The organism is Pseudomonas sp. DL, assembly GCF_047199225.1.
GTDB classification, from domain to species: domain Bacteria; phylum Pseudomonadota; class Gammaproteobacteria; order Pseudomonadales; family Pseudomonadaceae; genus Pseudomonas; species Pseudomonas aeruginosa.
Genome location: NZ_CP178323.1, coordinates 3,907,757 through 3,932,322 on the forward strand (window position 1 = coordinate 3,907,757; position 24,566 = coordinate 3,932,322).

The 24,566-nt window shown below is 66.6% G+C and carries 18 protein-coding genes and 1 other RNA gene; 7 read left to right on the top strand and 12 right to left on the bottom strand.

The window, feature by feature from the left end; genetic code table 11:
• Window positions 1-89: 89 nt before the first annotated feature.
• The 3 genes from recR to dnaX form a co-directional block, all read right to left on the bottom strand.
• On the bottom strand, window positions 90-686 hold the full coding sequence (recR, locus tag ACI766_RS18125; protein ID WP_003087237.1) for a recombination mediator RecR: 597 nt from the start codon (window positions 684-686) through the stop codon (window positions 90-92).
• A gap of 78 nt (window positions 687-764) precedes the next feature.
• A complete protein-coding gene (locus ACI766_RS18130; protein WP_003087236.1) occupies window positions 765-1,091 on the bottom strand; it encodes a YbaB/EbfC family nucleoid-associated protein in 327 nt (108 codons plus the stop codon).
• Between the two features lie 45 nt (window positions 1,092-1,136).
• Window positions 1,137-3,212 (bottom strand): DNA polymerase III subunit gamma/tau, encoded by a 2,076-nt coding sequence (gene dnaX, locus ACI766_RS18135; RefSeq protein ID WP_031684762.1) that lies wholly within the window; start codon window positions 3,210-3,212, stop codon window positions 1,137-1,139.
• A gap of 36 nt (window positions 3,213-3,248) precedes the next feature.
• On the opposite strand from dnaX, the gene ACI766_RS18140 reads away from it, so the two are divergent.
• Window positions 3,249-4,115, top strand: coding sequence for a substrate-binding periplasmic protein (locus ACI766_RS18140; RefSeq protein ID WP_003120462.1), 867 nt, complete (start codon window positions 3,249-3,251; stop codon window positions 4,113-4,115).
• 46 nt (window positions 4,116-4,161) lie between these two features.
• On the opposite strand, the gene ffs is transcribed toward ACI766_RS18140, so the two are convergent.
• From ffs to ACI766_RS18170, 6 genes are all read right to left on the bottom strand, one after another.
• Window positions 4,162-4,258: signal recognition particle sRNA small type (gene ffs, locus ACI766_RS18145), an RNA gene on the bottom strand.
• Window positions 4,259-4,368: 110 nt separating this feature from the next.
• Window positions 4,369-4,746 (bottom strand): hypothetical protein, encoded by a 378-nt coding sequence (locus ACI766_RS18150; protein ID WP_003083354.1) that lies wholly within the window; start codon window positions 4,744-4,746, stop codon window positions 4,369-4,371.
• A gap of 45 nt (window positions 4,747-4,791) precedes the next feature.
• Complete coding sequence (gene ligA / locus ACI766_RS18155) at window positions 4,792-7,176, bottom strand: NAD-dependent DNA ligase LigA (RefSeq protein ID WP_003114675.1); 2,385 nt, start codon at window positions 7,174-7,176, stop codon at window positions 4,792-4,794.
• 90 nt (window positions 7,177-7,266) lie between these two features.
• Window positions 7,267-8,136, bottom strand: coding sequence for a cell division protein ZipA (gene zipA, locus ACI766_RS18160; RefSeq protein ID WP_003083352.1), 870 nt, complete (start codon window positions 8,134-8,136; stop codon window positions 7,267-7,269).
• A 164-nt stretch (window positions 8,137-8,300) separates the two neighbouring features.
• Complete coding sequence (smc, locus tag ACI766_RS18165) at window positions 8,301-11,789, bottom strand: chromosome segregation protein SMC (protein WP_003083351.1); 3,489 nt, start codon at window positions 11,787-11,789, stop codon at window positions 8,301-8,303.
• A gap of 25 nt (window positions 11,790-11,814) precedes the next feature.
• On the bottom strand, window positions 11,815-12,474 hold the full coding sequence (locus ACI766_RS18170) for a GntR family transcriptional regulator (RefSeq protein WP_003083350.1): 660 nt from the start codon (window positions 12,472-12,474) through the stop codon (window positions 11,815-11,817).
• Between the two features lie 180 nt (window positions 12,475-12,654).
• On the opposite strand from ACI766_RS18170, the gene alkB2 reads away from it, so the two are divergent.
• From alkB2 to guaD, 5 genes are all read left to right on the top strand, one after another.
• Window positions 12,655-13,788: an alkane 1-monooxygenase AlkB2 gene (alkB2, locus tag ACI766_RS18175; protein ID WP_003083349.1), complete on the top strand. Its 1,134-nt coding sequence runs from the start codon at window positions 12,655-12,657 to the stop codon at window positions 13,786-13,788.
• A 220-nt stretch (window positions 13,789-14,008) separates the two neighbouring features.
• Window positions 14,009-15,463 carry a xanthine dehydrogenase small subunit gene (gene xdhA, locus ACI766_RS18180; protein ID WP_003083347.1) on the top strand — a complete coding sequence of 485 codons (1,455 nt, stop codon included), beginning with the start codon at window positions 14,009-14,011 and terminating at the stop codon, window positions 15,461-15,463.
• Window positions 15,456-17,855: a xanthine dehydrogenase molybdopterin binding subunit gene (gene xdhB / locus ACI766_RS18185; protein WP_023122204.1), complete on the top strand. Its 2,400-nt coding sequence runs from the start codon at window positions 15,456-15,458 to the stop codon at window positions 17,853-17,855. Before xdhA ends, xdhB begins: the two co-directional genes overlap by 8 nt.
• 26 nt (window positions 17,856-17,881) lie before the next feature.
• Window positions 17,882-18,721: a xanthine dehydrogenase accessory protein XdhC gene (gene xdhC, locus ACI766_RS18190; RefSeq protein ID WP_003083344.1), complete on the top strand. Its 840-nt coding sequence runs from the start codon at window positions 17,882-17,884 to the stop codon at window positions 18,719-18,721.
• 69 nt (window positions 18,722-18,790) lie between these two features.
• On the top strand, window positions 18,791-20,095 hold the full coding sequence (gene guaD / locus ACI766_RS18195; protein WP_003083342.1) for a guanine deaminase: 1,305 nt from the start codon (window positions 18,791-18,793) through the stop codon (window positions 20,093-20,095).
• Window positions 20,096-20,253: 158 nt separating this feature from the next.
• On the opposite strand, the gene ACI766_RS18200 is transcribed toward guaD, so the two are convergent.
• Window positions 20,254-20,787 (bottom strand): GNAT family N-acetyltransferase, encoded by a 534-nt coding sequence (locus ACI766_RS18200; protein WP_003082887.1) that lies wholly within the window; start codon window positions 20,785-20,787, stop codon window positions 20,254-20,256.
• Between the two features lie 135 nt (window positions 20,788-20,922).
• Between ACI766_RS18200 and aceK the strand changes: the two genes are divergently transcribed.
• The gene (gene aceK, locus ACI766_RS18205) at window positions 20,923-22,656 is read left to right on the top strand and encodes a bifunctional isocitrate dehydrogenase kinase/phosphatase (RefSeq protein WP_003082886.1); all 1,734 of its coding nucleotides are present in this window, start codon (window positions 20,923-20,925) and stop codon (window positions 22,654-22,656) included.
• A 34-nt stretch (window positions 22,657-22,690) separates the two neighbouring features.
• Here aceK and pdxB read toward each other — a convergent pair whose 3' ends face one another.
• Both pdxB and ACI766_RS18215 read right to left on the bottom strand, forming a co-directional pair.
• Complete coding sequence (pdxB, locus tag ACI766_RS18210; RefSeq protein ID WP_003159900.1) at window positions 22,691-23,833, bottom strand: 4-phosphoerythronate dehydrogenase PdxB; 1,143 nt, start codon at window positions 23,831-23,833, stop codon at window positions 22,691-22,693.
• Between the two features lie 214 nt (window positions 23,834-24,047).
• On the bottom strand, window positions 24,048-24,554 hold the full coding sequence (locus tag ACI766_RS18215) for a winged helix-turn-helix transcriptional regulator (protein WP_003086962.1): 507 nt from the start codon (window positions 24,552-24,554) through the stop codon (window positions 24,048-24,050).
• Between the last annotated feature and the right edge of the window lie 12 nt (window positions 24,555-24,566).

The following is a 24,566-nucleotide window of genomic DNA, read 5'->3' on the forward strand; positions in this document are numbered from 1 at the left end:
CTAGCGCTTGCTTGGTTTTCAATACGGGAAACTGGCCATCGGCGAGGGCGTATAGGCCGCCCGTCCTATGGATACGGGAGGCACAGAGCTCAGGAGATCGGCCGCCGTCCGGCCAGGGCGTGGGCCAAGGTGCCGCCATCGACCAGCTCCAGCTCGCCACCCAGCGGCACGCCATGGGCGATACGCGACAAGGTCAGGCCGCGGCCGGCCAGTAGCTGGGCGATATAGTGGGCGGTGGCCTCGCCTTCCACGGTGGGGTTGGTGGCGAGGATCACCTCGCTGAAGGCTCCGTCCCTGATCCGCGCTTCCAGTTCGGGAATGCCGATCGCCTCCGGCCCCAGGCCGTCGAGCGGCGACAGGTGTCCCTTGAGCACGAAATAGCGGCCGCGGTAGCCGGTCTGCTCCACCGCGAATACGTCCAGCGGGCCTTCCACCACGCAGAGCAGCGAGTCGTCGCGTCGCGGGTCGGCGCACTGCGGGCACAACTCCTCCTCGCTGAGGGTACGGCACTGCCGGCAATGACCGACCCCTTCCATCGCGGCGGTCAACGCCTGGGCCAGCTTCAGGCCGCCGCTGCGATCGCGCTCCAGCAGCATCAGCGCCATGCGCTGGGCCGACTTCTGCCCGACACCGGGAAGAATGCGCAGGGACTCGATCAGTTGGCGGATCAGCGGGCTGAAACTCATGCAGGACTCGTCGGATAGAGGGAGGGGAATGGCTGCCGGGCGCCGTCCGAAGAAGGCGGACCCGGCACGAACGCGGGATCAGAAGGGCATCTTGAAGCCGGGCGGCAGTTGCATGCCCGAGGTGAAGCCGGACATCTTTTCCTGGTTGTTCTGCTCGATCTTGCGCACCGCATCGTTGACCGCGGCCGCGATCAGGTCTTCGAGGATTTCCTTGTCTTCCTGCATCAGGCTGTCGTCCAGGCTGACGCGCTTGACGTCGTGGCGCCCGGTCATCACCACGCTGACCAGACCGGCGCCGGATTGCCCGGTCACTTCGGCGTTGGCCAGTTCTTCCTGCATCTTCTGCATCTTTTCCTGCATCTGCTGCGCCTGCTTCATCAGGCCGGCCATGCCACCTTTCATCATGTTCTTCACCTCGAATGTCGTCTTGTTGCGTGCGCCAAGCGCCGGTCAGGCCTTGGCTTCCAAAGGTTCGATGGTACCGTCACGGACCACCGCGGCGAACTGCTCGCGCAACTGCCGGACCAACGGGTCGGCATCGATCGATGCCTCGGCCGCCCGCTGGCGCTCGGCACGCCGGCGTGCCGCTGCCTGGGCCGGGGTCTCCTGCTCAGGCTTCTGCAGGGTCACCTCCAGTTTGAGGGTGCGCCCCAGGTGCTGGTTCAGCGCATCGTTCAGCCGCCGCTGCTGGGTGGCGTTGAACAGCGCGCTCTGGCCCGGATCGAGATGCAGATGCCAGTGGTCGCCGTCGGCAGCTACCAGCGTACAGTTGGCACCGATGCTGGCGGTCAGGCCGCCGAGGCCGAGCCGCGGGAACAGCTCCAGCCACTCCGCGGCCAGGCCGGTGGCCGGCTTCGCCGCCGGCAGCGGCTCCTCCACCACGACCACGTCAGGCTCGGGCGCGGCATCCAGGTAGGCCAGGGTATCCATGTCGACTTCGTAGTAGTCGTCTGCGGGCGGTGGCTCGTCGTCCTGCTCGTCCTGCTCGTCAGGTGCTACCGGCAACGCAGCCGGCAGGGCTTCCAGAACGGTTTCCACCACCGCCTCGACCGCCACTGCCGGAGGGATCGAGGGAGCCTCCACGGCTAGCGGCTCGGGCTCGGGCTCGGGCTCGGGCTCGGGCTCGGGCTCGGGCTCGGGCTCGGGCTCGGCAGCGAGGCTCGGCGCCGGCTCTTCCCAGGGCAAGTCGACGACCTCTGCCGCAGCGGCGGGCTCTTCGACAACCGCTTCCGTGACGCGCGCCTCGACCGCCACCGGCGGCGCGGATGGCGCTGCCGGCGGGGCAGCCGGGGCTTCGACGGGCGCAGCCACGACAGGCGCGGGAGCAACGGTAGCGACCGGCGCAGGCGAGGCCGCGCCGGCCACGGGGGAGTTGGCGGGATCAGTCGTGGCCTTGCTGATCCCCAGGTCCTTTAGCGGCGTCCTCGGCGCGCCGTCGGCGTCCGCCGGGCGGAACGCGAGCATCCGCAGCAACACCATCTCGAAGCCGCTACGCGGATCGGGCGCCAGCGGCAGGTCGCGGCGGCCGATCAGGCCCATCTGGTAATAGAACTGTACGTCTTCCGCCGGCAACGCCTGGGCCAGGGCCAGCACCCGCTCGCGGTCGCCCTGGCCATTGTCGATCGCTTCCGGCAGGGCCTGGGCGATCGCGACGCGGTGCAGCACGTTGAGTATTTCGGCAAGCACGCCGCCCCAGTCCGGCCCCTGCTCGGCCAGGTGGCGCACCGCTTCGAGCAGGGCGCGCGCATCGCCCTCCAGCAAGGCCTGGAGCACGCCATAGACCTGGCCGTGATCGAGGGTACCGAGCATCGCCCGCACGTCTGCGGCCAGCACCTTGCCCTCGCCGAAGGCGATGGCCTGGTCGGTCAGGCTCATGGCGTCACGCATCGAGCCGTCGGCGGCGCGCCCGAGCAACCACAGGGCGTCATCCTCGAAGGGCACGTTCTCGGCTCCGAGCACGTGGGTCAGGTGCTCGACCACCCGCTCCGGCGGCATGTTCTTCAGGGAGAACTGCAGACAGCGCGAGAGGATGGTCACCGGCAACTTCTGCGGGTCGGTGGTGGCCAGCAGGAACTTGACGTGCGGTGGCGGCTCCTCGAGGGTCTTGAGCAGCGCATTGAAACTGTGCGACGAAAGCATGTGCACTTCGTCGATCAGGTAGACCTTGTAGCGTCCGCGGGTCGGCGAGTACTGCACGTTGTCGAGCAGCTCGCGGGTATCCTCGACCTTGGTCCGGCTCGCGGCGTCCACTTCGATCAGGTCGACGAAGCGGCCTTCGTCGATTTCGCGACAGACCGAGCATTCGCCGCACGGCGTGGAGCTGACCCCGGTCTCGCAGTTCAGGCACTTGGCCAGGATCCGCGCGATGGTGGTCTTGCCGACCCCGCGGGTACCGGTGAACAGGTAGGCATGGTGCAGCCGCTGGTTGTCCAGGGCGTTGATCAGAGCCTTGAGCACATGGGTCTGGCCGACCATTTCACGGAAGGAACGGGGACGCCATTTACGCGCAAGAACTTGATAACTCATCGAAAACCGTCGCAGAAGGGAAGCACAAGTCGGCCAATGCTAGCGCAATTTACCCCTTCTGCGCTCGCCGACTTGGCAAACTGCGTGCTAAGAATTCCCCTGGCCCTTCAGCAGCCCTCGTCGGTGGCAATGACTCTACCTTCCCTGACATCGTTCATGCCTCATTTCGGCGCACCTGCGCTGCTCCTGCTGCAGTTGCTCGCGGCCCTGCCAGCGACGGCCGCGGAGACCGACGCGACGCCATTGCGCTTCTCGGTGATGGAAAGCTGGAGCATGCCGTTGGTCCGCCTGCAACGGGGCCAGCCGATCGACGGCATCGTCTACGACATCACCCGCTCCCTTGCCCGGCAGGTCGGCCGCAAGGCGCTCTACCACCCCTACCCGCGCGGGCGCATCGAGCAGGCGATGAACGCTGGCGAAATCGATGTCCGCTGCTACATCAGCCCCGCCTGGCTCAGCCACGACTTCCCCGGCTATCGCTGGAGCGTCGCGCTGCTGGTGCAACGCGACATCCTGGTCGCCCGCGAAGGCTTCGCGCCGATTCCCGAGGCGCTGCCGGCCCAGCGTATCGGTACCGTCCTTGGCTACAGTTATCCCCGCTTGCAAGCGCTGTTCGACATCGGCCGACTGCGCCGCGACGATGCGCGCACCCAGGATCTGGTGCTGGAAAAGCTGCGCGCCGGCCGCTACCGCTACGCGGTCAGCCATCAACTGTCGCTGCACTGGAGCAACCGCCAGGCGCCGGGGCAGCCGCCACTCCAGGAAGCCGCGCAGCTCGAAGAGACGGCGGTGAGCTGCATGGTGCGGGACTCCGCAGAGGTTCCGGTGGAAGCGATACTGAAGACGTTCGAGGAAATGAAGCGCAGCGGAGAGATCGAGGAGATACTGCAGCGCTACCGATAAGAGCGGCGGCGGCGTGCGGAAAATGGCGGGCCTGAAATGGAGGCGGCCCCGCCAGCCACACCCCGGCACACGATGTTCCCGCTGTGGCTGCTTCCTTCCGGACCTGACCAGGTTGACGGGTAATCGTTGCGGGGGGACCGACAGGGCCACCATTGCAGCCTACCCTCGGGTAGGCCGCGCCATTCTACCGGCTTACGCGTAAGTTACAACCACTTCAAGCACTTACGTTTGCAATCCATTTCGCGGAAGCGGTTCATTGCTGCTGGATCAGACCCTCCGGCGGCGGCTGGGTCGATACGCTCAGCTCGGTATCGACATACAGGTCCAGGGTGCCCCAGCCCGGCTTGGTGCTGAACGACGCATACTTCTCCTCACCGCGATGGAAGGAGAAGGCGATCCGGTAATCGCTGCCGCCGAACAGCTTCACCGGAAACTCGCGGACCTGGCCGGGCCGGATCTCCCCGGAGAAGGTTTCCACGCCCTGCTCCTTGTAGCTGTAGGCGATCGGCGCCGAAGCCTGGCCACTGTAATGCAGCAGGATGCGCGGCCGCTCGCTCCAACCCACGTAGGCGCCGAACAGCACCACCAATGCGAGCACGCCCAGCAACCGCTGCTTTCTTGCCTTGTCCATCGTTAACTCCAGTCTTCGGAAATCTTTCGCAGCAGCGCCGCCGCTTCAGCGGGCGACGCCGTGCTCGTCGAACAGTTTCAGCAGGCCGTCTTCGTCGAGCACCTTCACGCCCAGCTCGTTGGCCTTGGCCAGCTTCGAGCCGGCGCCGGGCCCGGCGACCACGCAGTGGGTCTTGGCCGACACCGAGCCGGCCACCTTGGCGCCGAGCCCTTCCAGCTTGTCCTTGGCCACGTCCCGGCTCATCGCCTCCAGGGTGCCGGTCAGCACCCAGGTCTGCCCGGCCAGAGGCAGGCCTTCGACCGCCTTGCGCTCGCTCTGCCAATGCATGCCGAACTCACGCAACTGCGCCTCGATGGCCAGGGCACGCTGCACGTTGGCCGGCTCGTCGAAGAAATCGCGCAGGCTTTTCGCCGCTCGCTCGGGCAGACGCTCCACCTGGCGTAGATCGAGCCAGTCGGCGCGGATGATGCCGTCGAGCGAACCGAAGCGGCTGGCCAGCTTTTCCGCGCCGGTGGCGGCGATGAAGGGAATGTTCAGCTTGTCGATGAAACCGGCCAGCGAGGCACAAGCGGCGAACTCCGCGGCGACCTCGCCCTCTTCCTGCAACTGCACGCCATGTTCGGCATCGCGCAACTGGGCGATCACCTGGCGGTTGTGCTCGTCGGCGAAGAAGTTGTGGATCTCGTAGGCTACCTCGGCGCCGACGTCCGGCAGGTAGGTCAACACTTCCGGGAGCGCCTTGCCGATCCGCTCGAGCGAACCCAGCGAACGCGCCAGCAGCTTGGCGGTTTCCTCGCCGACGTCGGGAATCCCCAGGGCGAAGATGAAGCGCGCCAGCGAAGGCTTGCGGCTATCGGCGATGGCCGTCAGCAGGTTGTTGGTGGACAGCTCGGCGAACCCTTCCAGCTCGAACACCTGTTCATAGGTCAGGGTATAGAGATCCGCCGGCGAGGCGACCAGCCCGCGATCCACCAGTTGCTCGACGATCTTGTCGCCAAGACCGTCGATATCCATTGCCCGGCGCGATACGAAATGGATGATCGCCTGCTTCAACTGCGCCTGACAGGAGAGGCGGCCGACGCAGCGATAGATGGCGCCCTCGCTGATCGACTCCTTGCCCTTGCTGCGCTTGACCAACTGGGTCCGCTCCACGGCCGAGCCGCAGACCGGGCAATGCTCGGGCACCTCGATAGCCTGCGCATCCGCCGGGCGGCGCTCGAGCACCACCTGCATGACCTGCGGAATCACATCGCCAGCACGGCGGATCACCACCGTATCGCCGATGCGCAGGCCCAGGCGGGCGACTTCATCCATGTTGTGCAGGGTCGCATTGGACACCGTGACGCCGGCCACCTGCACCGGCTTGAGGCGTGCCACCGGGGTCACGGCGCCGGTGCGGCCGACCTGGAACTCGACACCCAGCAGCTCGGTCAGCTCCTCGCGCGCGGGGAACTTGTGGGCGATCGCCCAACGCGGCTCGCGCGCGCGGAAGCCCAGTTCGCGCTGGAAGGCGATGCGGTTGACCTTGAACACCACGCCGTCGATCTCGTAGGCCAGCGCATCGCGTCGGCGACCGATGTCGTCGTAGTAGTCGCGGCAGGCCTGGGCGCCCTTGACCAGGCGCAGCTCGCGACTGATGGGGATACCCCAGCCGCGGAACGCCTCGAGGATGCCCACCTGGGTGTCCGGCAGCGTCCCGCTGACCTGGCCGAAGCCGTAGGCACAGAATTCCAGCGGGCGACTGGCGGTGATCTTCGAATCCAGCTGGCGCAGGCTGCCGGCCGCCGCGTTGCGCGGGTTGGCGAAGGTCTTGCCGCCGGTTTCCACGGCCTTGGCGTTGAGCGCCTCGAAACCGGCCTTGGACATGAACACCTCGCCGCGCACTTCGAGGATCTCCGGCCAGCCTTCGCCGTGCAGCTTCAGCGGTACGTTGCGAATGGTGCGTACGTTGCTGGTGATGTCCTCGCCGGTGCTGCCATCGCCGCGGGTGGCGCCGCGCACCAGTTGGCCGCGTTCGTAGAGCAGGCTGACGGCCAGGCCGTCCAGCTTCGGCTCGCAACTGTACTCGACCTCCGCGCCACCGCCGAGCAGGTCGCCGCCAGGCAACAGGTCGGCCAGTCCTTCGCGTACGCGGCGGTCGAAGTCCAGCAGGTCCTGCTCCTCGAAGGCGTTGCCGAGGCTGAGCATGGGGATCTCATGGCGCACTTCGCCGAACGCCGAGGCCGGCGTGCCGCTGACCCGCTGGGTCGGCGAGTCGGGCGTCAGCAGTTGCGGGTACTCGGCCTCCAGCGCCTGCAACTCGCGGAACAGGCGATCGTATTCGGCGTCGGGAATGCTCGGTTCGTCGAGCACGTAGTAACGGTAATTGTGGGTGTCCAGTTCGGTTCGCAGTTGCGCGATGCGTTCGGCGGCAGCCTGGGTGTCGGTCATGGTGGGAGTCCGTGAAACGAAAAGAGCAGCCTCGGCTGCTCTATAGAGTAGTTCGCCCCCTCCCGTACGAAGAAAGGGGCTGTGGCCGGATCAGCGCTTCTGCATCAGGCTGCGACGCTCATGGTCGATGATGCGCTGGCGGTAGTGCTCGATGGTCTGGGCGGTCAACACGCTGCGCTGCTCGTCCTTCAGCTCGCCGTTCAGCTCGTGGGCCAGCTTGCGCGCGGCGGCAACCATCACGTCGAAGGCCTGCTTCGGATGGCGCGGCCCCGGCAGGCCGAGGAAGAAGCTCACGGCGCGGGTGCTGAAGTTGTCGATGTCGTCCAGGTCGAAAGTGCCCGGTTTCACCGCATTGGCCATGGAGAACAGGATCTCGCCATTGCCGGCCATGCTTTCGTGGCGATGGAAGATGTCCATGTCGCCGAAGCGCAGGCCGCTCTCGAGGATGTTCTGCAACAATGCCGGCCCCTTGAAGCCGCTCTCGTCGCGGGCGATGACGTTGATGATCAGCACCTCGTCGACCGGGGCAGGTTCGGCAGCAACCGCAGGGGCTTTCTCCCGCTCTTTCTCCTTGCGGCCCTTCGACTTGCCCTTGCGCGGCTCCACCGTCTCGGCGGCATCGCTCGGGTCCGCCTCCAGGGCCAGCCCCTCGTCGAGGTCCAGATCGCCCTGGCGCGGCTCTTCCTGGCGCTTGCCGCCCTTGCGTTCCTTGGCTTCGCGGGCGCTGACGCTGGGCAGGTCCTGTTCGTCGAAGGATGGCTCGCGATGCTCGACCACGCGCGCCGGCCCCAGCAGTTCAGCCGAGTCGCCGTCGTCGTCCGGCAGATTGGCGAAACTGCGGTCGAGCTTGAACTTCAACTTGCCCTTGCCGCCCCGCATCCGCCGCCAACCGTCGAAGAGAATGCCGGCGATCACGATAAGCCCGATAACGATAAGCCATTCGCGCAGACCGATATCCATGTAATTCCGTAGCCCCTAGTGAAAATGGTGAATAAAAAATGAAAAAAGGACGTCCTGTCCCTTGAAACGTGGAGCCAACCTTGTTCTGACAGAACTTTCCCACGCGATACAAAAAGTGGCCATTAAACTAACATGCCCATGCACAAGTTTACACTGCCTGACACTCAGGCTTCAGCCAATGCGACCGCCTCTTCCACGTCAACTGCAACAAGCCGTGAACAGCCCGGCTCATGCATGGTCACGCCCATCAACTGATCGGCCATTTCCATGGCGATCTTGTTGTGGGTGATATAGATGAACTGCACCTTTTCCGACATCTCCTTCACCAATCGCGCATAACGTCCGACGTTGGCATCGTCCAATGGCGCATCGACTTCGTCGAGCATGCAGAACGGCGCCGGGTTCAACTGGAAGATGGCGAATACCAGCGCCAGCGCGGTCAGCGCCTTTTCCCCGCCGGACAACAAGTGGATGGTGCTGTTCTTCTTGCCCGGCGGGCGCGCCATGATCGCCACACCGGTATCGAGTAGATCTTCGCCGGTAAGTTCCAGATATGCCGTACCGCCGCCGAATACCTTCGGGAACAATGCCTGAAGGCCAGCATTGATCTGGTCGAAGGTTTCCTTGAAACGATTGCGGGTTTCCCGGTCGATCTTGCGGATGACGTTTTCCAGCGTCTCCAGCGCTTCGGCCAGGTCGTCGTTCTGCGAGTCCAGGTAGCGCTTGCGCTCGGACTGCTGCTGGTACTCCTCGATCGCCGCCAGGTTGATCGGCCCCAGACGCTGGATGCGCGCCGCGAGACTCTCGAGACGCTCCTCCCAATCGCGTTCGCTGGCATCCAGGGGCAGGTTGGCCAGTACCGTATGCAGGTCGTAGCCGTCTTCGGCGAGCTGCTCCTGCAAGGCTTTGCGCCGCACCACCAGCCCCTGCCACTCCAGGCGCTGCTGCTCCAGCTGGCCACGCAGCAGTTGCGATTGCTGCTCGGCCTGGCCGCGGCGCTTCTCCACCTCGCGCAGTTCGCGATCGGCGTCTTCCAGGGCCAGCCGCGCCTGCTTGAGTTCGTCCTCGACGGCCATCCGCCGCTCCAGCAACTCCTCGAGCTTCATGCGCAGCTCTTCCAGCGGTGCCGCCCCCTCCTCCAGATTGAGGTTGAGCTGTTCGCAACGCTCGTTGAGGCGCGCCGACTGCTGGTCGAGGCGCTCCAGGGCCTGCTGGGTGGAATTGTGCTGCGCCTTCAGCGAGCCGACCCGCACCGCCAACTGGTGCGCATGGTCCTTGTGGGTGCGGGCATCCTGGCGAATCCGGTCGAGCCGTTCGCGCAGGGCGTCACGCTCCGCCAGCAGGGTTTCCCGGCGCTCGGTGTCCAGCGCCATGCTATCCAGCGCTTCCTGCAGGGTCAGGCGCGCCTCGCTCAGTTGCTCCTGTTCCAGCGCGCGCTGCTCGGCCAGTTCCGCCACTTCTTCGTCGAGACGGCGGCGACGCAGTACCAGTTGCTCGACCTTGGCCTGCTGCGCGGACAACTGCGCCTTCAGCTCGCCGTGCCGGCGCCCCTCCTCCTGGACCTGGCGCCGCACCTGCTCGCGCGCGCCTTCCAGCTCGCGCTGCTCGTCGCGGGCCGCAGCCAGACGCTCCTCGCCTTCGGCGACACGGGTTTCCAGGGCCTCCCGCCGCTCCTGCAACGCCTCCAGTTCCTGGGCGCGGGCGAGCATGCCGCCCTGGGCCTCGTCGCTGCGCCGGACCCGCAGGAAGTGCCGGCCGACCCAGTAGCCATCGCGACTGATCAGGCTCTCGCCGTCGTCCAGGGCGCCGCGCTGGGCGAGCGCCTGTTCCAGGGTCTCCACCGGTTTCACCCGGGCCAACCAGGGACTCAGGTCGGCGTCGGCGCGGACCTTGTCCAGCAGCGAACCGGCCGCCGTCGCGGCTCCGCGAGCGGGGCTGAGCAGGCGCAGCTCGCCCTTGCCGAAGCCGGCCAGGGCGAGCCCGTCGAAGCCGTCCAGCAAGACCGCCTGCAGATCCGCGCCGAGCACGGTCTCCACCGCCAGCTCCCAGCCCGGCTCGACACGCAAGCCTTCGGCGAGGCGCGGACGTTGTTCCAGGCCCTGCTCGCGCAACCACTCCAAGGCGCCCTGTCCGGGATCGAGAGCGGCCTGCTGCAGGGCCTCCAGCGAAGCGATGCGCCCGTTCAGGCGCTGCAACTCGCCCTGCGCCTGGTGCTGTTCGGCGGCCAGTTGCTGCAATTCCTGGCGCAATTGTTCGAGTCGCTCGGCTTGGCCCTGCTCCTGCAATTGCAGTTCTTCCAGGGCCAGTTCGGCGATCGCCACCTGTTCGTTGAGTTCGAGGATCGCCGCGTCCTCGGGGTCGGCCGCCAACTGGCCACGCTCCTCCTGCAGGCGCCGCTCGCGATCCTGCAGGCGCTCCAGGCTCTGCTCCAGGTGCTGGATGCGCGACTGCTGCACCTCGGCCTGGCGGCGGGGTTCGGCGCTCTGCTGGTTGAAGGCATCCCACTGCTGCTGCCAGGCCTGCATGCCCTGCTCGGCCTGTTCCAGGGCGATGCCCGCTTCTTCCGCGGCGGCCGCGCTGAGTTCCTGTTCCGGTGCGAGCATGGCCATTTCCTCGGCCAGGGTCGCGAGCAAGGTACGGTCGTGCCCGAGGTGCGATTCGGTTTCCTGGCGGGTCCGTTCGGCTTCGCGCAAGTCGTCCTGCAACTGGCGCTGGCGCTGCTGGCCATGCTGGATGCTCTGCTCGACCCGGGCGATGTCGCCGCCGACCGAATAGAAGCGCGCCTGCACCTGGTTGAAGCGTTCGGACAACTCGTGATGGCCGTCGCGCAGCCGTTCGATGCCGGCATCGGCACCACGCTGCTCGGCCACCAGGGCCTCGAAGGCGATCTCCTGGTCGCCGATGACCCGCTCGCGCTGACCGACCTGCTCGTTCAGGTCGCGCCAGCGCACGGCGCCCAGCTGGGCCTTGAGCTGGCGCTCCTCGGCCTTGTGTTCCTGGTATTTTTCCGCCGACTGGGCCTGCCGGTGCAGGCGTTCCAGTTGCCGCCCCAGCTCTTCGCGCAGGTCGGTGAGGCGTGCCAGGTTTTCCTGGGTCCGACGGATGCGGCTTTCGGTTTCGCGGCGGCGCTCCTTGTACTTGGAAATGCCCGCGGCTTCCTCGATGAAGTTGCGCAGGTCTTCCGGACGCGCCTCGATCAGCTTGGAGATCATGCCCTGTTCGATGATCGAGTAGCTGCGCGGCCCCAGGCCGGTGCCGAGGAAGATGTCGGTGATGTCGCGCCGCCGGCACTTGGTGCCGTTGAGGAAATAGGTGTTCTGCCCATCCCGCGAGACCCGCCGGCGAATGGATATCTCGGCGTACTGGGCGTATTCGCCCACCAGGGTGGTCTCGGCGTTGTCGAAGATCAGCTCGATGCTCGCCTGGCTCACCGGCTTGCGGGTATTCGAGCCGTTGAAGATGACATCGGTCATCGACTCGCCGCGCAGGTTCTTCGCCGAGCTTTCGCCCATCACCCAGCGCACCGCGTCGATGATGTTCGACTTGCCGCAGCCGTTCGGCCCTACCACTGCCGCCATGTTGCTGGGGAAGTTCACCGTGGTCGGATCGACGAAGGACTTGAACCCCGCCAGCTTGATGCTCTTCAGGCGCATGCGTGCGCTCCCGCCAGGGTCGCCATCAGCGTTCGGCGAGCGCGGCCAGCACCAGCTGGCAGTTGTGGCGGCCGTATTCCAGCAGGACCTCGCGGATCCTCGCCTCGTCACGGGCGATCACCGCTTGCAGGAGCTGAGCAAAACTGCCGAGGAACTGGTTCATTTCCGCCTTGCGCCGTTCCAGCGCCAGGTGGTAGGCGCGACTCACCGCCGGCAGCAGGTTTTCGACGGTCTCCTGCAGGTAGGGATTGTTCGCGAAAGGAAAGGCCGCGCGCATGATGTCGAAGCTGGCCTCGACGAAGCCGTCGATATCGCTTTGCGCCAGGTTGTTCAGCAGGCGCTGCTGGATGACCAGGAACGGTGCCAGCTCGGCTTCGCTGCGCCAGCGCCGGGCGACGCTTTCCGCCAGCAGGATGTAGAGCTGCACGATCAGCGCGTAGAGGCTTTCCACATGTTGCGGGGACAGTTCGGACACCTGGGCGCCGCGGCGCGGCAGGATGTTCACCAGGTGGCGGCGTTCGAGAATCAGCAGCGCCTCGCGGACCGAGCCGCGACTGACGTTGAGGGTCTGGGTGACCTTCTGCTCCTGGATACGTTCCCGTTCCTTGAGTTCTCCCCGGATGATGCGTTCCGCGAGGTGGTGGGCGATCTGCTCTGCCAGGCTGTCCGGGGCCTTGAACGTCATGGTGATCCTTTTATCCAGGGGCGCGTTTTCCGGGGGTATATGGATGGGAAGTGTAACACAGGGCGTTACCCCGCCGGCTTCCCGGCGAAGCGGCGGACAGAACGAAGGTTGGGATGGGGCAGGCCGGTCAAGGGAGGACAATTGTCAGACAATCTAACAAGATAAATACGAGGACTTCCCATGTTTGCCTCGCTTTCCTCTGCCTGGATGCTGCGTCTGAAAAAGTACGGCTACTGGATCTGGCTGATCGCGGTGCTCGGCATCCCGCTCAGCTACTGGTGGTCGCTCGGTAGCGACTACCCCAACGCCTGGCCCTGGCTGGTGATCAGCGTGGTGTTCGGGCTGATCCCGATCCTCGATGCCATCGTCGGCCGCGATCCGGCCAACCCCGAGGAAGCCAGCGAAGTGCCGGAGATGGAAGCACAGGGCTACTACCGCGTACTGTCCCTGGCCACCGTCCCGCTGTTGCTGGGCATGCTCGTCTGGTCCGGCTGGATCCTCGCCCACGAGACCCGCTGGGACTGGGTCGGCCAACTGGGCTGGATCCTGTCGGTGGGCACCGTGATGGGCGCCATCGGCATCACCGTCTCCCACGAACTGATCCACAAGGACCCGCAACTGGAACAGAACGCCGGCGGCCTGCTGCTGGCGGCGGTGTGCTATGCCGGCTTCAAGGTCGAACACGTGCGCGGCCACCATGTACACGTCTCGACCCCGGAAGATGCCTCGTCCTCGCGCTACGGCCAGAGCCTCTACTCGTTCCTCCCGCACGCCTACAAGCACAACTTCCTCAACGCCTGGCGCCTGGAGGCCGAGCGCCTGAAGCGCAAGGGCCTGCCGGCCCTGCACTGGCGCAACGAGCTGATCTGGTGGTACGCCATCAGCGCCCTCTTCCTGCTCGGCTTCAGCCTGGCCTTCGGCTGGCTGGGAGCGATCTTCTTCCTCGGCCAGTCGGTGATGGCCTTCACCCTGCTGGAGATCGTCAACTACGTCGAGCACTACGGCCTGCATCGGCGGCGCCTGGACAACGGCCGCTACGAACGCACCACGCCGGAACACTCGTGGAACAGCAATTTCCTCCTGACCAACCTGTTCCTTTTCCACCTGCAGCGCCATTCCGACCACCATGCCTACGCCAAGCGCCGCTACCAGGTGCTGCGCCACTACGACAGCAGCCCGCAACTGCCCAACGGCTACGCCGGGATGATCGTCCTCGCCCTGTTCCCACCGCTCTGGCGCGCGGTGATGGACCCGAAGGTGCGCGCCTACTATGCCGGCGAGGAATACCAGCTTACCGACACCCAGCGCATCTGAGCGTCCCGCCCCTGGGAAACGGCACCTTCGGGTGCCGTTTTCGTTTATGGGCAAACTGACTGACCTACAGGTCAAAAAATTATTTGACTCAAAAGTCAGTTTTTTCTAGATTCGCCTCCATAGCTCCTACCGTGGGGCCCTGTGCGGAAACCGCCCCACTCCGGCCGGTTCTCCTGCAAGGCCTAGAATTCAATAACAAGAACCCGCCTGGAGGCACGCCTTGATCAGGTTCCTGCTCAACCGGGAGATCCGCGTCGAAGAACGCCTGGACCCCAACCTCACCGTCCTCGACTACCTGCGCCGGCACCTCGGCAAGACCGGCACCAAGGAAGGCTGCGCCTCCGGCGATTGCGGCGCCTGCACCGTGGTGGTCGGCGAACTGGTCACCGGCGAGGATGGTGCCGAACGCATCCGCTATCGCAGCCTGAACTCCTGCCTGACCTTCGTTTCCGCCCTTCACGGCAAGCAATTGATCACCGTCGAGGACCTCAAGCACCAGGACCGCCTGCACGACGTGCAGCAGGCGATGGTCGACTGCCATGGCTCGCAGTGCGGGTTCTGCACGCCGGGTTTCGTCATGTCGCTGTTCGCCCTGCAGAAGAACAGCGCCGGCGCCGATCCGGCCAAGGCCCACGAGGCGCTCGCCGGCAACCTCTGCCGCTGCACCGGCTACCGGCCGATCCTCGACGCCGCCGAGCAGGCCTGCTGCCACAAGCGCGCAGACCAGTTCGACGCCCGGGAAGCCGCCACCATCGAGCAATTGCGCGCCATCGCTCCGCGCGAAACCGCCGAGCTGAACAGCGGTGACCGGCGCTGCCTGCTGCCGCTCACCGTCGCCGACCTGGCCGACCTCTACGGCGCCAATCCGCAGGCACGCCTGCTGGCCGGCGGCACCGACCTGGCGCTGGAGGTCACCCAGTTCCATCGCGAACTGCCGGTGATGATCTATGTCGGCCACATCCGCGAAATGAAACGCATCGAAGTGGGCGCCAACTGCCTGGAAATCGGCGCCGCCACCCCGCTGACCGACTGCTACCAGGCGCTGGCCGCGGACTACCCGGACTTCGGCGAGTTGCTGCAGCGTTTCGCGTCCCTGCAGATCCGCAACCAGGGCACTCTCGGCGGCAATATCGGCAACGCCTCGCCGATCGGCGACGCCCCGCCGCTGCTGATCGCCCTCGGCGCGAAGATCGTCCTGCGCCGCGGCGAACGGCGCCGCGAGCTGCCGCTGGAGGAGTACTTCCTCGACTACAAGGTCACCGCCCGCGAAGAAGGCGAGTTCATCGAGAAGATCCTGGTCCCGCGTGCCCGGCCCAGCCAGGCGTTCAAGGCCTACAAGGTCTCCAAGCGCATCGACGACGATATTTCCGCGGTCTGCGCCGCCATCAGCCTCGACCTGGAAGATGGCCGGATCGCCCGCGCCAGGGTCGCCTTCGGCGGCATGGCGGCGATTCCCAAGCGCGCCGCCGCCTGCGAAGCGGCGCTGCAAGGCGCCCGCCTGGAAGCCGCCAGCTTCGAACGCGCCGCGGCCGCCCTGGCGAACGACTTCACCCCGCTCAGCGACTTCCGCGCGAGCAAGGAATATCGCCTGCTGACCGCGCAGAACCTGCTGCGCAAATGCTTCCTGGAGCTGCACGCTCCCGCCGTCGAAACCCGGGTGACCGCCTATGTCTAACCATCGCAAGCCGCACAAGAGCCAGGAAGAGCTGGCCGACCTGTTCCGCGCCGAGTTGACCACCGGAGTCGGCCGCAGCGTCAAGCACGAAAGCGCCCCCAAGCACGTCAGCGGCGAGGCGATCTACATCGACGATCGCCTGGAGTTTCCCAACCAGTTGCACGTCTATGCGCGCCTGAGCGAGCGCGCCCACGCCCGCATCACCCGCCTCGACGTGACGCCCTGCTACCAGTTCCCCGGCGTCGCCATCGCCCTCACCGCCGCCGACGTTCCCGGCCAGCTCGACATCGGCCCGGTGGTGGCCGGCGACCCGCTGCTGGCCGATGGCAAGGTGGAGTATGTCGGACAGATGGTCCTGGCGGTCGCCGCCGACAGCCTGGAAACCGCGCGCAAGGCGGCCATGGCGGCGATCGTCGAGTACGAAGACCTGGAACCGGTGCTCGACGTGGTCGAGGCCCTGCGCAAGCGCCATTTCGTCCTCGACAGCCACCAGCACCGCATCGGCGACTCCGCCGCCGCGCTGGCCGGCGCGCCGCATCGCCTGCAAGGCACGCTGCACATCGGCGGCCAGGAGCATTTCTACCTGGAAACGCAGATTTCCTCGGTAATGCCCAGCGAAGACGGCGGCATGATCGTCTATTGCTCGACGCAGAACCCCACCGAAGTGCAGAAGCTGGTGGCCGAGGTCCTCGGGGTTTCCTTCAACCGCATCGTCATCGACATGCGCCGCATGGGCGGCGGCTTCGGCGGCAAGGAAACCCAGGCCGCGGCGCCGGCCTGCCTGTGCGCGGTGGTCGCCTACCACACCGGGCGTCCGGCGAAGATGCGCCTGCCGCGCATGGAGGACATGCAGATCACCGGCAAGCGTCACCCGTTCTACGTCGAATACGACGTCGGCTTCGACGACGATGGCCGCCTGCACGGCATCCAGATCGACCTGGCCGGCAATTGCGGCTATTCGCCGGACCTCTCCGGCTCGATCGTCGACCGCGCCATGTTCCACTCGGACAACGCCTACTTCCTGGGTAACGCCACCATCAACGGCCACCGTTGCAAGACCAACACCGCCTCGAACACCGCCTACCGCGGTTTCGGCGGGCCCCAGGGAATGGTCGCCATCGAGGAGATCATGGACGCCGTGGCCCGCAGCCTGGGCAAGGACCCGCTGGAGGTGCGCAAGCTCAACTACTACGGCAAGAACGAGCGCAACGTCACCCATTACCACCAGACCGTCGAGCACAACCTGTTGGCGGAGATGACCGCCGAGCTGGAAGCGAGCAGCGAGTACGCCCGCCGCCGCGAGGAAATCCGTGCCTTCAATGCCGCCAGCCCGGCCCTGAAGAAAGGCCTGGCGCTGACCCCGGTGAAGTTCGGCATTTCGTTCACCGCGACCTTCCTCAACCAGGCAGGTGCGCTGATCCACATCTATACCGACGGCAGCATCCACCTGAACCATGGCGGCACCGAGATGGGCCAGGGCCTCAATACCAAGGTCGCCCAGGTGGTCGCCGAGGTCTTCCAGGTCGACGTGGAGCGCATCCAGATCACCGCCACCAATACCGACAAGGTACCCAATACCTCCCCCACCGCCGCCTCCTCGGGCACCGACCTGAACGGCAAGGCCGCGCAGAATGCCGCCGAAACCATCAAGCGGCGCCTGGTGGAGTTCGCCGCGCGGCACTGGAAGGTCAGCGAGGAAGACGTCGAGTTCCGCAACAACCAGGTGCGTATCCGCGAGCTGATCCTGCCGTTCGAGGAACTGATCCAGCAGGCCTACTTCGGCCAGGTCTCGTTGTCCAGCACCGGCTTCTACCGCACGCCGAAGATCTTCTACGACCGCGAGCAGGCCCGTGGCCGGCCCTTCTATTATTTCGCCTACGGCGCCGCCTGCTCGGAGGTGATAGTCGATACCCTCACCGGCGAATACCGCATGCTGCGCACCGACATCCTGCATGACGTCGGCGACTCGCTGAACCCGGCCATCGACATCGGCCAGGTCGAAGGCGGCTTCGTCCAGGGCATGGGCTGGCTGACCATGGAGGAACTGGTCTGGAACGCCAAGGGCAAGCTGATGACCAGCGGCCCGGCCAGCTACAAGATTCCCGCCGTCGCCGACATGCCGCTGGACCTGCGGGTGAAACTGCTGGAGAACCGCAAGAATCCGGAGCAGACCGTGTTCCATTCCAAGGCCGTGGGCGAGCCGCCGTTCATGCTCGGCATCTCGGTCTGGTGCGCGATCAAGGACGCCGTGGCCAGCCTCGCCGACTACCGCGCGCAACCCGCCATCGACGCGCCGGCGACGCCCGAGCGGGTGCTCTGGGGCGTGGAACAGATGCGCCGGCTGAAGGCCGCCCAGGCGCAAGCGGCGGACGCCGCGGTCGAACCGGCCTGAACCGCCGCGATCGGGAGGATGACGAGATGAACTGGATCAGCGCCCTGGCCGAGTTGCAGCGTAGCGGCGAACCTTGCGTCCTGGTGACCATCATCGAGGAGCGCGGCTCGACCCCGCGCAACGCCGGCTCGAAGATGGTGGTCAGCGCCGAGCGGCTCTACGACACCATCGGCGGCGGCCACCTGGAATACAGGGCCCAGGCCATTGCCCGGGAAATGCTCGCCGCGCGGACCCAGGACACCCGCCTGGAGCGCTTCAGCCTGGGCGCCAGTCTCGGCCAGTGCTGCGGCGGCGCCACGGTGCTGCTGTTCGAGCCGATGGGCCAGCCGCAGGCACACATCGCCGTGTTCGGCGCGGGCCACGTCGGTCGCGCCCTGGTACCCTTGCTCGCCAGCCTGCCCTGCCGGGTGCGCTGGATCGATTCGCGGGAACACGAATTTCCCGCGCTCCTGCCCGACGGCGTGGAGAAAGTGGTGAACGACGAAGTGCTCGACGAGGTCGAGCGGATGCCGCCCGGCAGCCACTTCATCGTCATGACCCACAATCACCCGCTGGACCTGGAGCTTACCGCGGCGATCCTGGCGCGCAACGACTTCGCCTACTTCGGCCTGATCGGCTCGAAGACCAAGCGCGTCAAGTTCGAGCACCGCCTGCGCGAACGTGGCGTCGACGCCGAACGCCTGCAACGGATGCGCTGCCCGATGGGCCTGGAGCAGGTGAAAGGCAAGCTGCCGGCGGAGATCGCCATCTCCATCGCCGGCGAGGTGATCGCCACCTACAACGCCGCCTTCGGCCTGGAACGCAAGCAGGGGCCGTCGAGCGTCACCCGGCTGACCCCGGAGTCGCGCCGCGCCCACGAATCCTGAGCGGCCCCCCGCTCCCCCGCGTCCGCCGCCAGGCGGCGGACCTCCCACGAACCTTTTTTCGAGACTGCCATGACCCGCAACGCCAAAGCCTACCGCGCCGCCATCCTGCACAGCATCGCCGACCCCGCGGAGGTCGGCGTCGAACGCTCCTACGAATACTTCGAGGACGGCCTGTTGCTGGTGGAGGACGGCAAGGTCGCTCGCCTCGGTGACGCCGAAACCCTGCTCGGCGAGATCGGCGAGGTCGAGGTCTTCGAGTACCGCGACGCGCTGATCACCCCCGGCTTCATCGATACCCACATCCATTTCCCGCAGACCGGGATGATCGCCTCCTACGGCGAACAACTGCTGGACTGGCTGAACACCTATACCTTCCCCACCGAGCGCCAATTCGGTGACCAGGCCCATGCCGACCAGGTCGCCGAGATCTTCCTGCAGGAACTGCTGCGCAACGGCACCACCACCGCGCTGGTCTTCGGCAGCGTGCACCGGCAATCGGTGGAATCGCTGTTCGAGGCCGCCCGGCGCCTGGACCTGCGCCTGATCGCCGGCAAGGTGATGATGGACCGCAACGCGCCGGACTACCTGACCGACACCGCCGAGAGCAGCTACCGCGACAGCAAGGCGCTGATCGAGCGCTGGCACGGCCAGGGCCGTCTGCTCTACGCGGTGACCCCGCGCTTCGCCCCGACCAGCACCGCGGAACAGCTGGACATGGCGGCGCGGCTGCTGCGCGAGCATCCCGGCGTATACCTGCACACCCACCTGTCGGAGAACCTCAAGGAAATCGAGTGGGTGAAGGAGCTGTTCCCCGAGCGCAGCGGCTACCTGGACGTCTACGACCACCACGGCCTGCTCGGGCCGCGCTCGGTGTTCGCCCATGGCGTGCACCTGTGCGACGGCGAATGCCAGCGCCTGGCGGAGACTGGCTCGGCAGTGGCGTTCTGCCCGACCTCCAACCTGTTCCTCGGCAGCGGTCTGTTCGACCTGCCGAAGCTGGAGCGCTACAAGGTCAAGGTCGGCCTCGGCACCGATGTCGGCGCCGGCACCAGCTTCTCCCAGTTGCAGTCCCTGAACGAGGCGTACAAGGTCATGCAGTTGCAGGGCGCCCGCCTCGATCCGTTCAAGTCGCTCTACCTCGCCACCCTCGGCGGCGCCCGTGCGCTGGAGCTGGACGACCGGATCGGCAGCTTCGCCACCGGCAACGAGGCGGACTTCGTGGTCCTCGACTACCACGCCACCCCGCTGCTCTCCTACCGCCTGAGCCAGGCCGGCAGCCTGGCCGAACGGCTGTTCGCGCTGACCATCCTCGGCGACGACCGCACGGTGAAGGAAACCTTCGCCGCCGGTCGCTCGGTGCATCGCCGCGACTGACACGCTCATGAAAAAAGCCCCGAAGGTGTCCGAACTCTAGCTGGGGGGAACCACACTTCTGCACTGCTGAGTTTCGCGTGGCTGAGTCACCTGTATCGGTGGGCTGGAGCGGTCCTTAAATAGGCCACTGCTGGCCGGAGGCAGTCTCCCGGCCACCCTCACTCCCCCACCCGCCCCTCGACCCTCCGCAAGCGCGCCATGCTGTACACATCCACGAAGCGCCCGTCCCGCACCGCGTAGTCGCGCATCTCTCCTTCGGTCTCGAAGCCGAACTTGCGATACAGCGCCAGCGCCGGGGCGTTGTCGGTGTAGACGGTGAGTTCGACGCGGCGCAGGTTCATCCAGTTGTCGGCGATGTCCAGCAGTTCGCCGAGCAGGCGGCTGCCGACGCCCTTGCCCTGCCAGGCGACGGCGACGCCCATGCCGATGCTGCCGCTGTGGCTGCGGCGGATGCGCGGGTGCTGTTCGAGGCTGGCGCTGCCGATGACGTCGCCCTGGTGCAGGGCGACGAGGATCAGCAGGCGGTCGTCGTCCGCGCTGTCGTGCAGGCGCTTGCGGCGCTGCTCCACCGACTGGTAGGGCATCTGCAGGACCTGGCGGGCCACGGCGGGGTCGTTGTACAGGGCGGTGAGGCCTTCCACATGGCGTTCGCTGTAGCGTTCGAGGCGGATCGTCGGCGATTCGGCGGTCATTGCGGTCATCCCTGGGCTGTCTGGCCACCCAGCATAAGCGTCTGCGCCGGGCTCGACCAGCCGGTCGGAGATCGCGCTTTCCCTGCCGCGCGGCTCTGGCTAAGCTCGACCTTCGAACAACGAAAGGACGCCAGCATGGTCCAGAGCGCCCCAGCCAGCGAAATCGCCGCCCTCATCCTGCGCGGTTTCGACGATTACCGAGAGCAGTTCCGCGAGATCACCGACGGCGCCCGTGCCCGCTTCGAGCAGGCGCAGTGGCAGGAAGCGCAGCGCGCCTCGGCGCAGCGGATCAACCTCTACGAGGAAAAGGTCGCCGAGACGGTGGCCGGGCTGCGCGCGGGGCTGGCCGACAGCGAGCTGCTGGACGTGGAGCGCTGGCCGATCATCAAGAGCGCCTACATCGCGCAGATCGACCTGCGGCTGGACGACGAGCTGGCCGAGACCTGGTTCAACTCGATCTTCTGCGGGCTGTTCAGCCACGACAACATCAGCGACGGCACGATGTTCGTGCACACCACCCGGCCCTCGCTGCGCGCCCACGCCCGCGCGCCCTACACCCGCACCTACCGGCCAGGCGGCGACCTGCGCCAGGCGCTGGAGAAGATCTTCGACGACTACCGCTTCGACGTGCCCTACGACGACCGCGAGCGCGACCTCGAACGGATCGACGCACTGCTGCACAGCAACCTGCCGGACTGGGTGTGCAAGGACCCGGACCTGGCCATCGAGCTGATCGGCTCGGTGTTCTATCGCAACAAGGGCGCCTACCTGGTGGGCCGCCTGTTCACCCCGGACGAGCAGTGGCCGCTGGTGTTCCCGCTGCTGCACCGCGAGGGCCACGGCATCCAGTTCGACACGGTGATCACCGACGAGGCGGAAGTCTCGATCATCTTCTCCTTCACCCGCTCCTACTTCATGGTCGACGTGCCGGTGCCGGCCGAGCTGGTGGCCTTCCTCAAGCGCCTGCTGCCGGGCAAGCACCTGGCCGAGCTGTACACCTCGATCGGCTTCTACAAGCAGGGCAAGAGCGAGTTCTACCGCGCCCTGATCAACCACCTGGCGACCACCGACGACCGCTTCGTCATGGCCCCCGGCGTGCGCGGCATGGTGATGAGCGTGTTCACCCTGCCCGGCTTCAACACGGTGTTCAAGATCATCAAGGACCGCTTCAACCCCTCGAAGAGCGTCGACCACGCCACGGTGATCCAGAAGTATCAGTTGGTGAAGAACCACGACCGGGTCGGACGCCTGGCCGACACCCAGCAGTTCGCCGACTTCCGCTTCCCGGTGAGCAAGTTCGAGCCGGAGTGCCTGGCCGAGCTGCTGGAAGTGGCGCCGTCGACGGTAGTGATGGAAGGCGACGTGGTGCTGATCCGCCACTGCTGGACCGAGCGGCGCATGACCCCGCTGAACATCTACCTGGAGAACGCCAGCGAGGCACAGACCCGCGAGGCGCTGAACGACTACGGGCTGGCGATCAAGCAACTGGCGGCGGCGAACATCTTCCCCGGCGACATGCTGCTGAAGAACTTCGGCGTGACCCGCCATGGCCGGGTGGTGTTCTACGACTACGACGAGATCTGCTACCTCACCGAGGTGAACTTCCGCTACATCCCCGAGCCGCGCTTCCCCGAGGACGAGATGTCGTCCGAGCCCTGGTATTCGGTGGGGCCCAACGATGTGTTCCCGGAAGAATTCCCGCGCTTCCTGTTCGTCGACCTCAACCAGCGCCGGCTATTCGCCAAGCTGCACGGCAACCTCTACGACGCCAAATACTGGCAGGGCCTGCAGGAGCAGATCCGCGAGGGCAAGGTGATCGACGTGTTTCCCTATCGGCGGCAGGAGACGCCCGAGCAGTTGCTCGGGTAGGTGCGGAGACAGGAATCGACCCAGCCGCACGCCCCTAGACCAACTGCGCCCCCAGCGCCCGCACCACCCGCTGCAACTCCGCCTGTCCACCGGTGGCGACGCGCAGGCCGGTGATCTCGCGGCGCGGCGGGTAGTGTTTGCGCAGGGCGTCGAAGGCGGCGCGGCGGGTGGCGCTGTCGCCGGTCAGGCTGCGGCGGAAGGCGGCGTCGTCGCTGCGCGGGTCGTACACCGCGCGGCACAGCGTGGCCAGCGCCCAGGCCGGGTCGCAGCCGGGGTTGAGCTGCAGGCCGGCGAGCCAGGTTTCCGGCAGCACGTCTTGCAGGCTCACGCGTTCGGCGATGCCGCGCCAGGCGCAGTAGGCCTGGTAGATCTGCGCGGTGCCGCGCAGCTTGCCTTCCAGGCTGTAGCCGGCGATGTGCGGAGTGGCGATCAGGCAGCGCGCGGCCAGTTCGGGGTCGGCCTGCGGTTCGCCTTCCCAGACGTCCAGCGCCACTTCCAGGTCGGCGCCGCCTTCGAGCAGGCGGCGCAGGGCCTGGTTGTCGACCACCGCGCCACGGCTGGCGTTGACCAGCCAGGTACCGGGACGCAGGGCGGCCAGGCGGGGTCCATCCAGCAGGTGGCGGGTCGGGTGTTCGCCGTCGCGGTTCAGCGGAGTGTGCAGGCTGATCACGTCGGCCTCGGCCAGCAGCCGTTCCAGCGAGACGAACTCGCCGTCCGGCTCGCGTGCCTGGCGCGGCGGATCGCAGACCAGCACTTTCCAGCCCAGCCCGCGCAGCACCTCCACCAGCCGCCCGCCGACCTGCCCGGCGCCGACCACCCCATAGGTGCGTTCGGCCAGGTCGGCGCCGCGCACCTCGGCCATCGCCAGCAGGCAGCCGAGCACGTAGTCCACCACCCCGCGGGCGTTGCAGCCGGGTGCGCTGGACCAGGCGATGCCGGCCTCGGCGAAGTAGTCGAGGTCAAGGTGGTCGGTGCCGATGGTGCAGGTGCCGACGAAGCGCACCGGCGAGCCGGCCAGCGCGGCGCGGCTGACCTCGGTGACCGAGCGCACCAGCAGCACGTCGACCTCGGCCAGCGCCGCGCGGTCGATGGCGCGCCCGGGCAAGCGGCGAATGGAGCCCTGGTCGGCGAAGAAGGCGTCGACCACGGGAATGTTTTCATCGGCGAGAATACGCATGCAGACCTCCGCGAACGAGGCTGCACACTCTAGCAGGCCGAGGGCTCGCGGTGTTGCCGAACGGCTCGCGAGGCGGACCTGCCAGCGCCATGCGCAAGCCTCGACGATCGCGTTTTTCCCAACCACGACCGCGAACGATGGCCAGCTACAAGGAACAGAACCGCGAACGCCTCGTCCGTCTCCTCGACCAGGCGGCGGACGCCAGGGAGCCCGTTCATCGAGCCGGTAGCTCGCTCCGCTCCGGCATGGCCGCCAGGCGCTGGCGCATTTCCTCGCTGGCGGCAGGCCCGGCCTGCACGGTGCATTGCTCCAGCGGTACCGTTCGGCCATCGGCGAGAGCCGCCATGAACGAGCGCACCGGCCGCCCGCTTGTTCGCTCGACGAGCTGCACGCTCTGCCCTTCCTCTGCGTAGTGGCGATTGCCCCAGGCGACGAAAGCCATGAGCACGACGCGAAAATCCTCGCCCTTGGCCGTGGGCACGTACTGATAGCGCAGCGGGCGCTGGCTGTAGGGCTGGCGTTCGAGCAGGCCCGCCTCCACCAGCGCGTTCAGGCGCCGGGTGAGCATGTTCGGCGCGATATCCAGGCTGCGGGAAAATTCGTCGAAGCGGCGCAGGCCCTGTAGCGCATCGCGCATGATCAGGATGCTCCACCATTCGCCGACCCGTTCCAGGCTGCGGGCGATGGGGCATTCGGCATCGGCGAAGGTCTTGCGTTGCATGGTTCTTCCTTG

Excerpts from the sequence above, each read along its gene's own strand:
- ACI766_RS18140 (WP_003120462.1), top strand. The coding sequence starts at position 3,249 with ATGCTAGCGCAATTTACCCCTTCTGCGCTCGCCGACTTGGCAAACTGC.
- ACI766_RS18170 (WP_003083350.1), bottom strand. The coding sequence starts at position 12,474 with ATGACGTTCAAGGCCCCGGACAGCCTGGCAGAGCAGATCGCCCACCAC.
- guaD (WP_003083342.1), top strand. The coding sequence starts at position 18,791 with ATGACCCGCAACGCCAAAGCCTACCGCGCCGCCATCCTGCACAGCATC.
- ACI766_RS18200 (WP_003082887.1), bottom strand. The coding sequence starts at position 20,787 with ATGACCGCCGAATCGCCGACGATCCGCCTCGAACGCTACAGCGAACGC.
- alkB2 (WP_003083349.1), top strand. The coding sequence starts at position 12,655 with ATGTTTGCCTCGCTTTCCTCTGCCTGGATGCTGCGTCTGAAAAAGTAC.
- xdhC (WP_003083344.1), top strand. The coding sequence starts at position 17,882 with ATGAACTGGATCAGCGCCCTGGCCGAGTTGCAGCGTAGCGGCGAACCT.
- ligA (WP_003114675.1), bottom strand. The coding sequence starts at position 7,176 with ATGACCGACACCCAGGCTGCCGCCGAACGCATCGCGCAACTGCGAACC.
- pdxB (WP_003159900.1), bottom strand. The coding sequence starts at position 23,833 with ATGCGTATTCTCGCCGATGAAAACATTCCCGTGGTCGACGCCTTCTTC.
- ACI766_RS18150 (WP_003083354.1), bottom strand. The coding sequence starts at position 4,746 with ATGGACAAGGCAAGAAAGCAGCGGTTGCTGGGCGTGCTCGCATTGGTG.
- zipA (WP_003083352.1), bottom strand. The coding sequence starts at position 8,136 with ATGGATATCGGTCTGCGCGAATGGCTTATCGTTATCGGGCTTATCGTG.
- aceK (WP_003082886.1), top strand. The coding sequence starts at position 20,923 with ATGGTCCAGAGCGCCCCAGCCAGCGAAATCGCCGCCCTCATCCTGCGC.
- recR (WP_003087237.1), bottom strand. The coding sequence starts at position 686 with ATGAGTTTCAGCCCGCTGATCCGCCAACTGATCGAGTCCCTGCGCATT.
- dnaX (WP_031684762.1), bottom strand. The coding sequence starts at position 3,212 with ATGAGTTATCAAGTTCTTGCGCGTAAATGGCGTCCCCGTTCCTTCCGT.
- smc (WP_003083351.1), bottom strand. The coding sequence starts at position 11,789 with ATGCGCCTGAAGAGCATCAAGCTGGCGGGGTTCAAGTCCTTCGTCGAT.
- ACI766_RS18130 (WP_003087236.1), bottom strand. The coding sequence starts at position 1,091 with ATGATGAAAGGTGGCATGGCCGGCCTGATGAAGCAGGCGCAGCAGATG.
- ACI766_RS18215 (WP_003086962.1), bottom strand. The coding sequence starts at position 24,554 with ATGCAACGCAAGACCTTCGCCGATGCCGAATGCCCCATCGCCCGCAGC.
- xdhB (WP_023122204.1), top strand. The coding sequence starts at position 15,456 with ATGTCTAACCATCGCAAGCCGCACAAGAGCCAGGAAGAGCTGGCCGAC.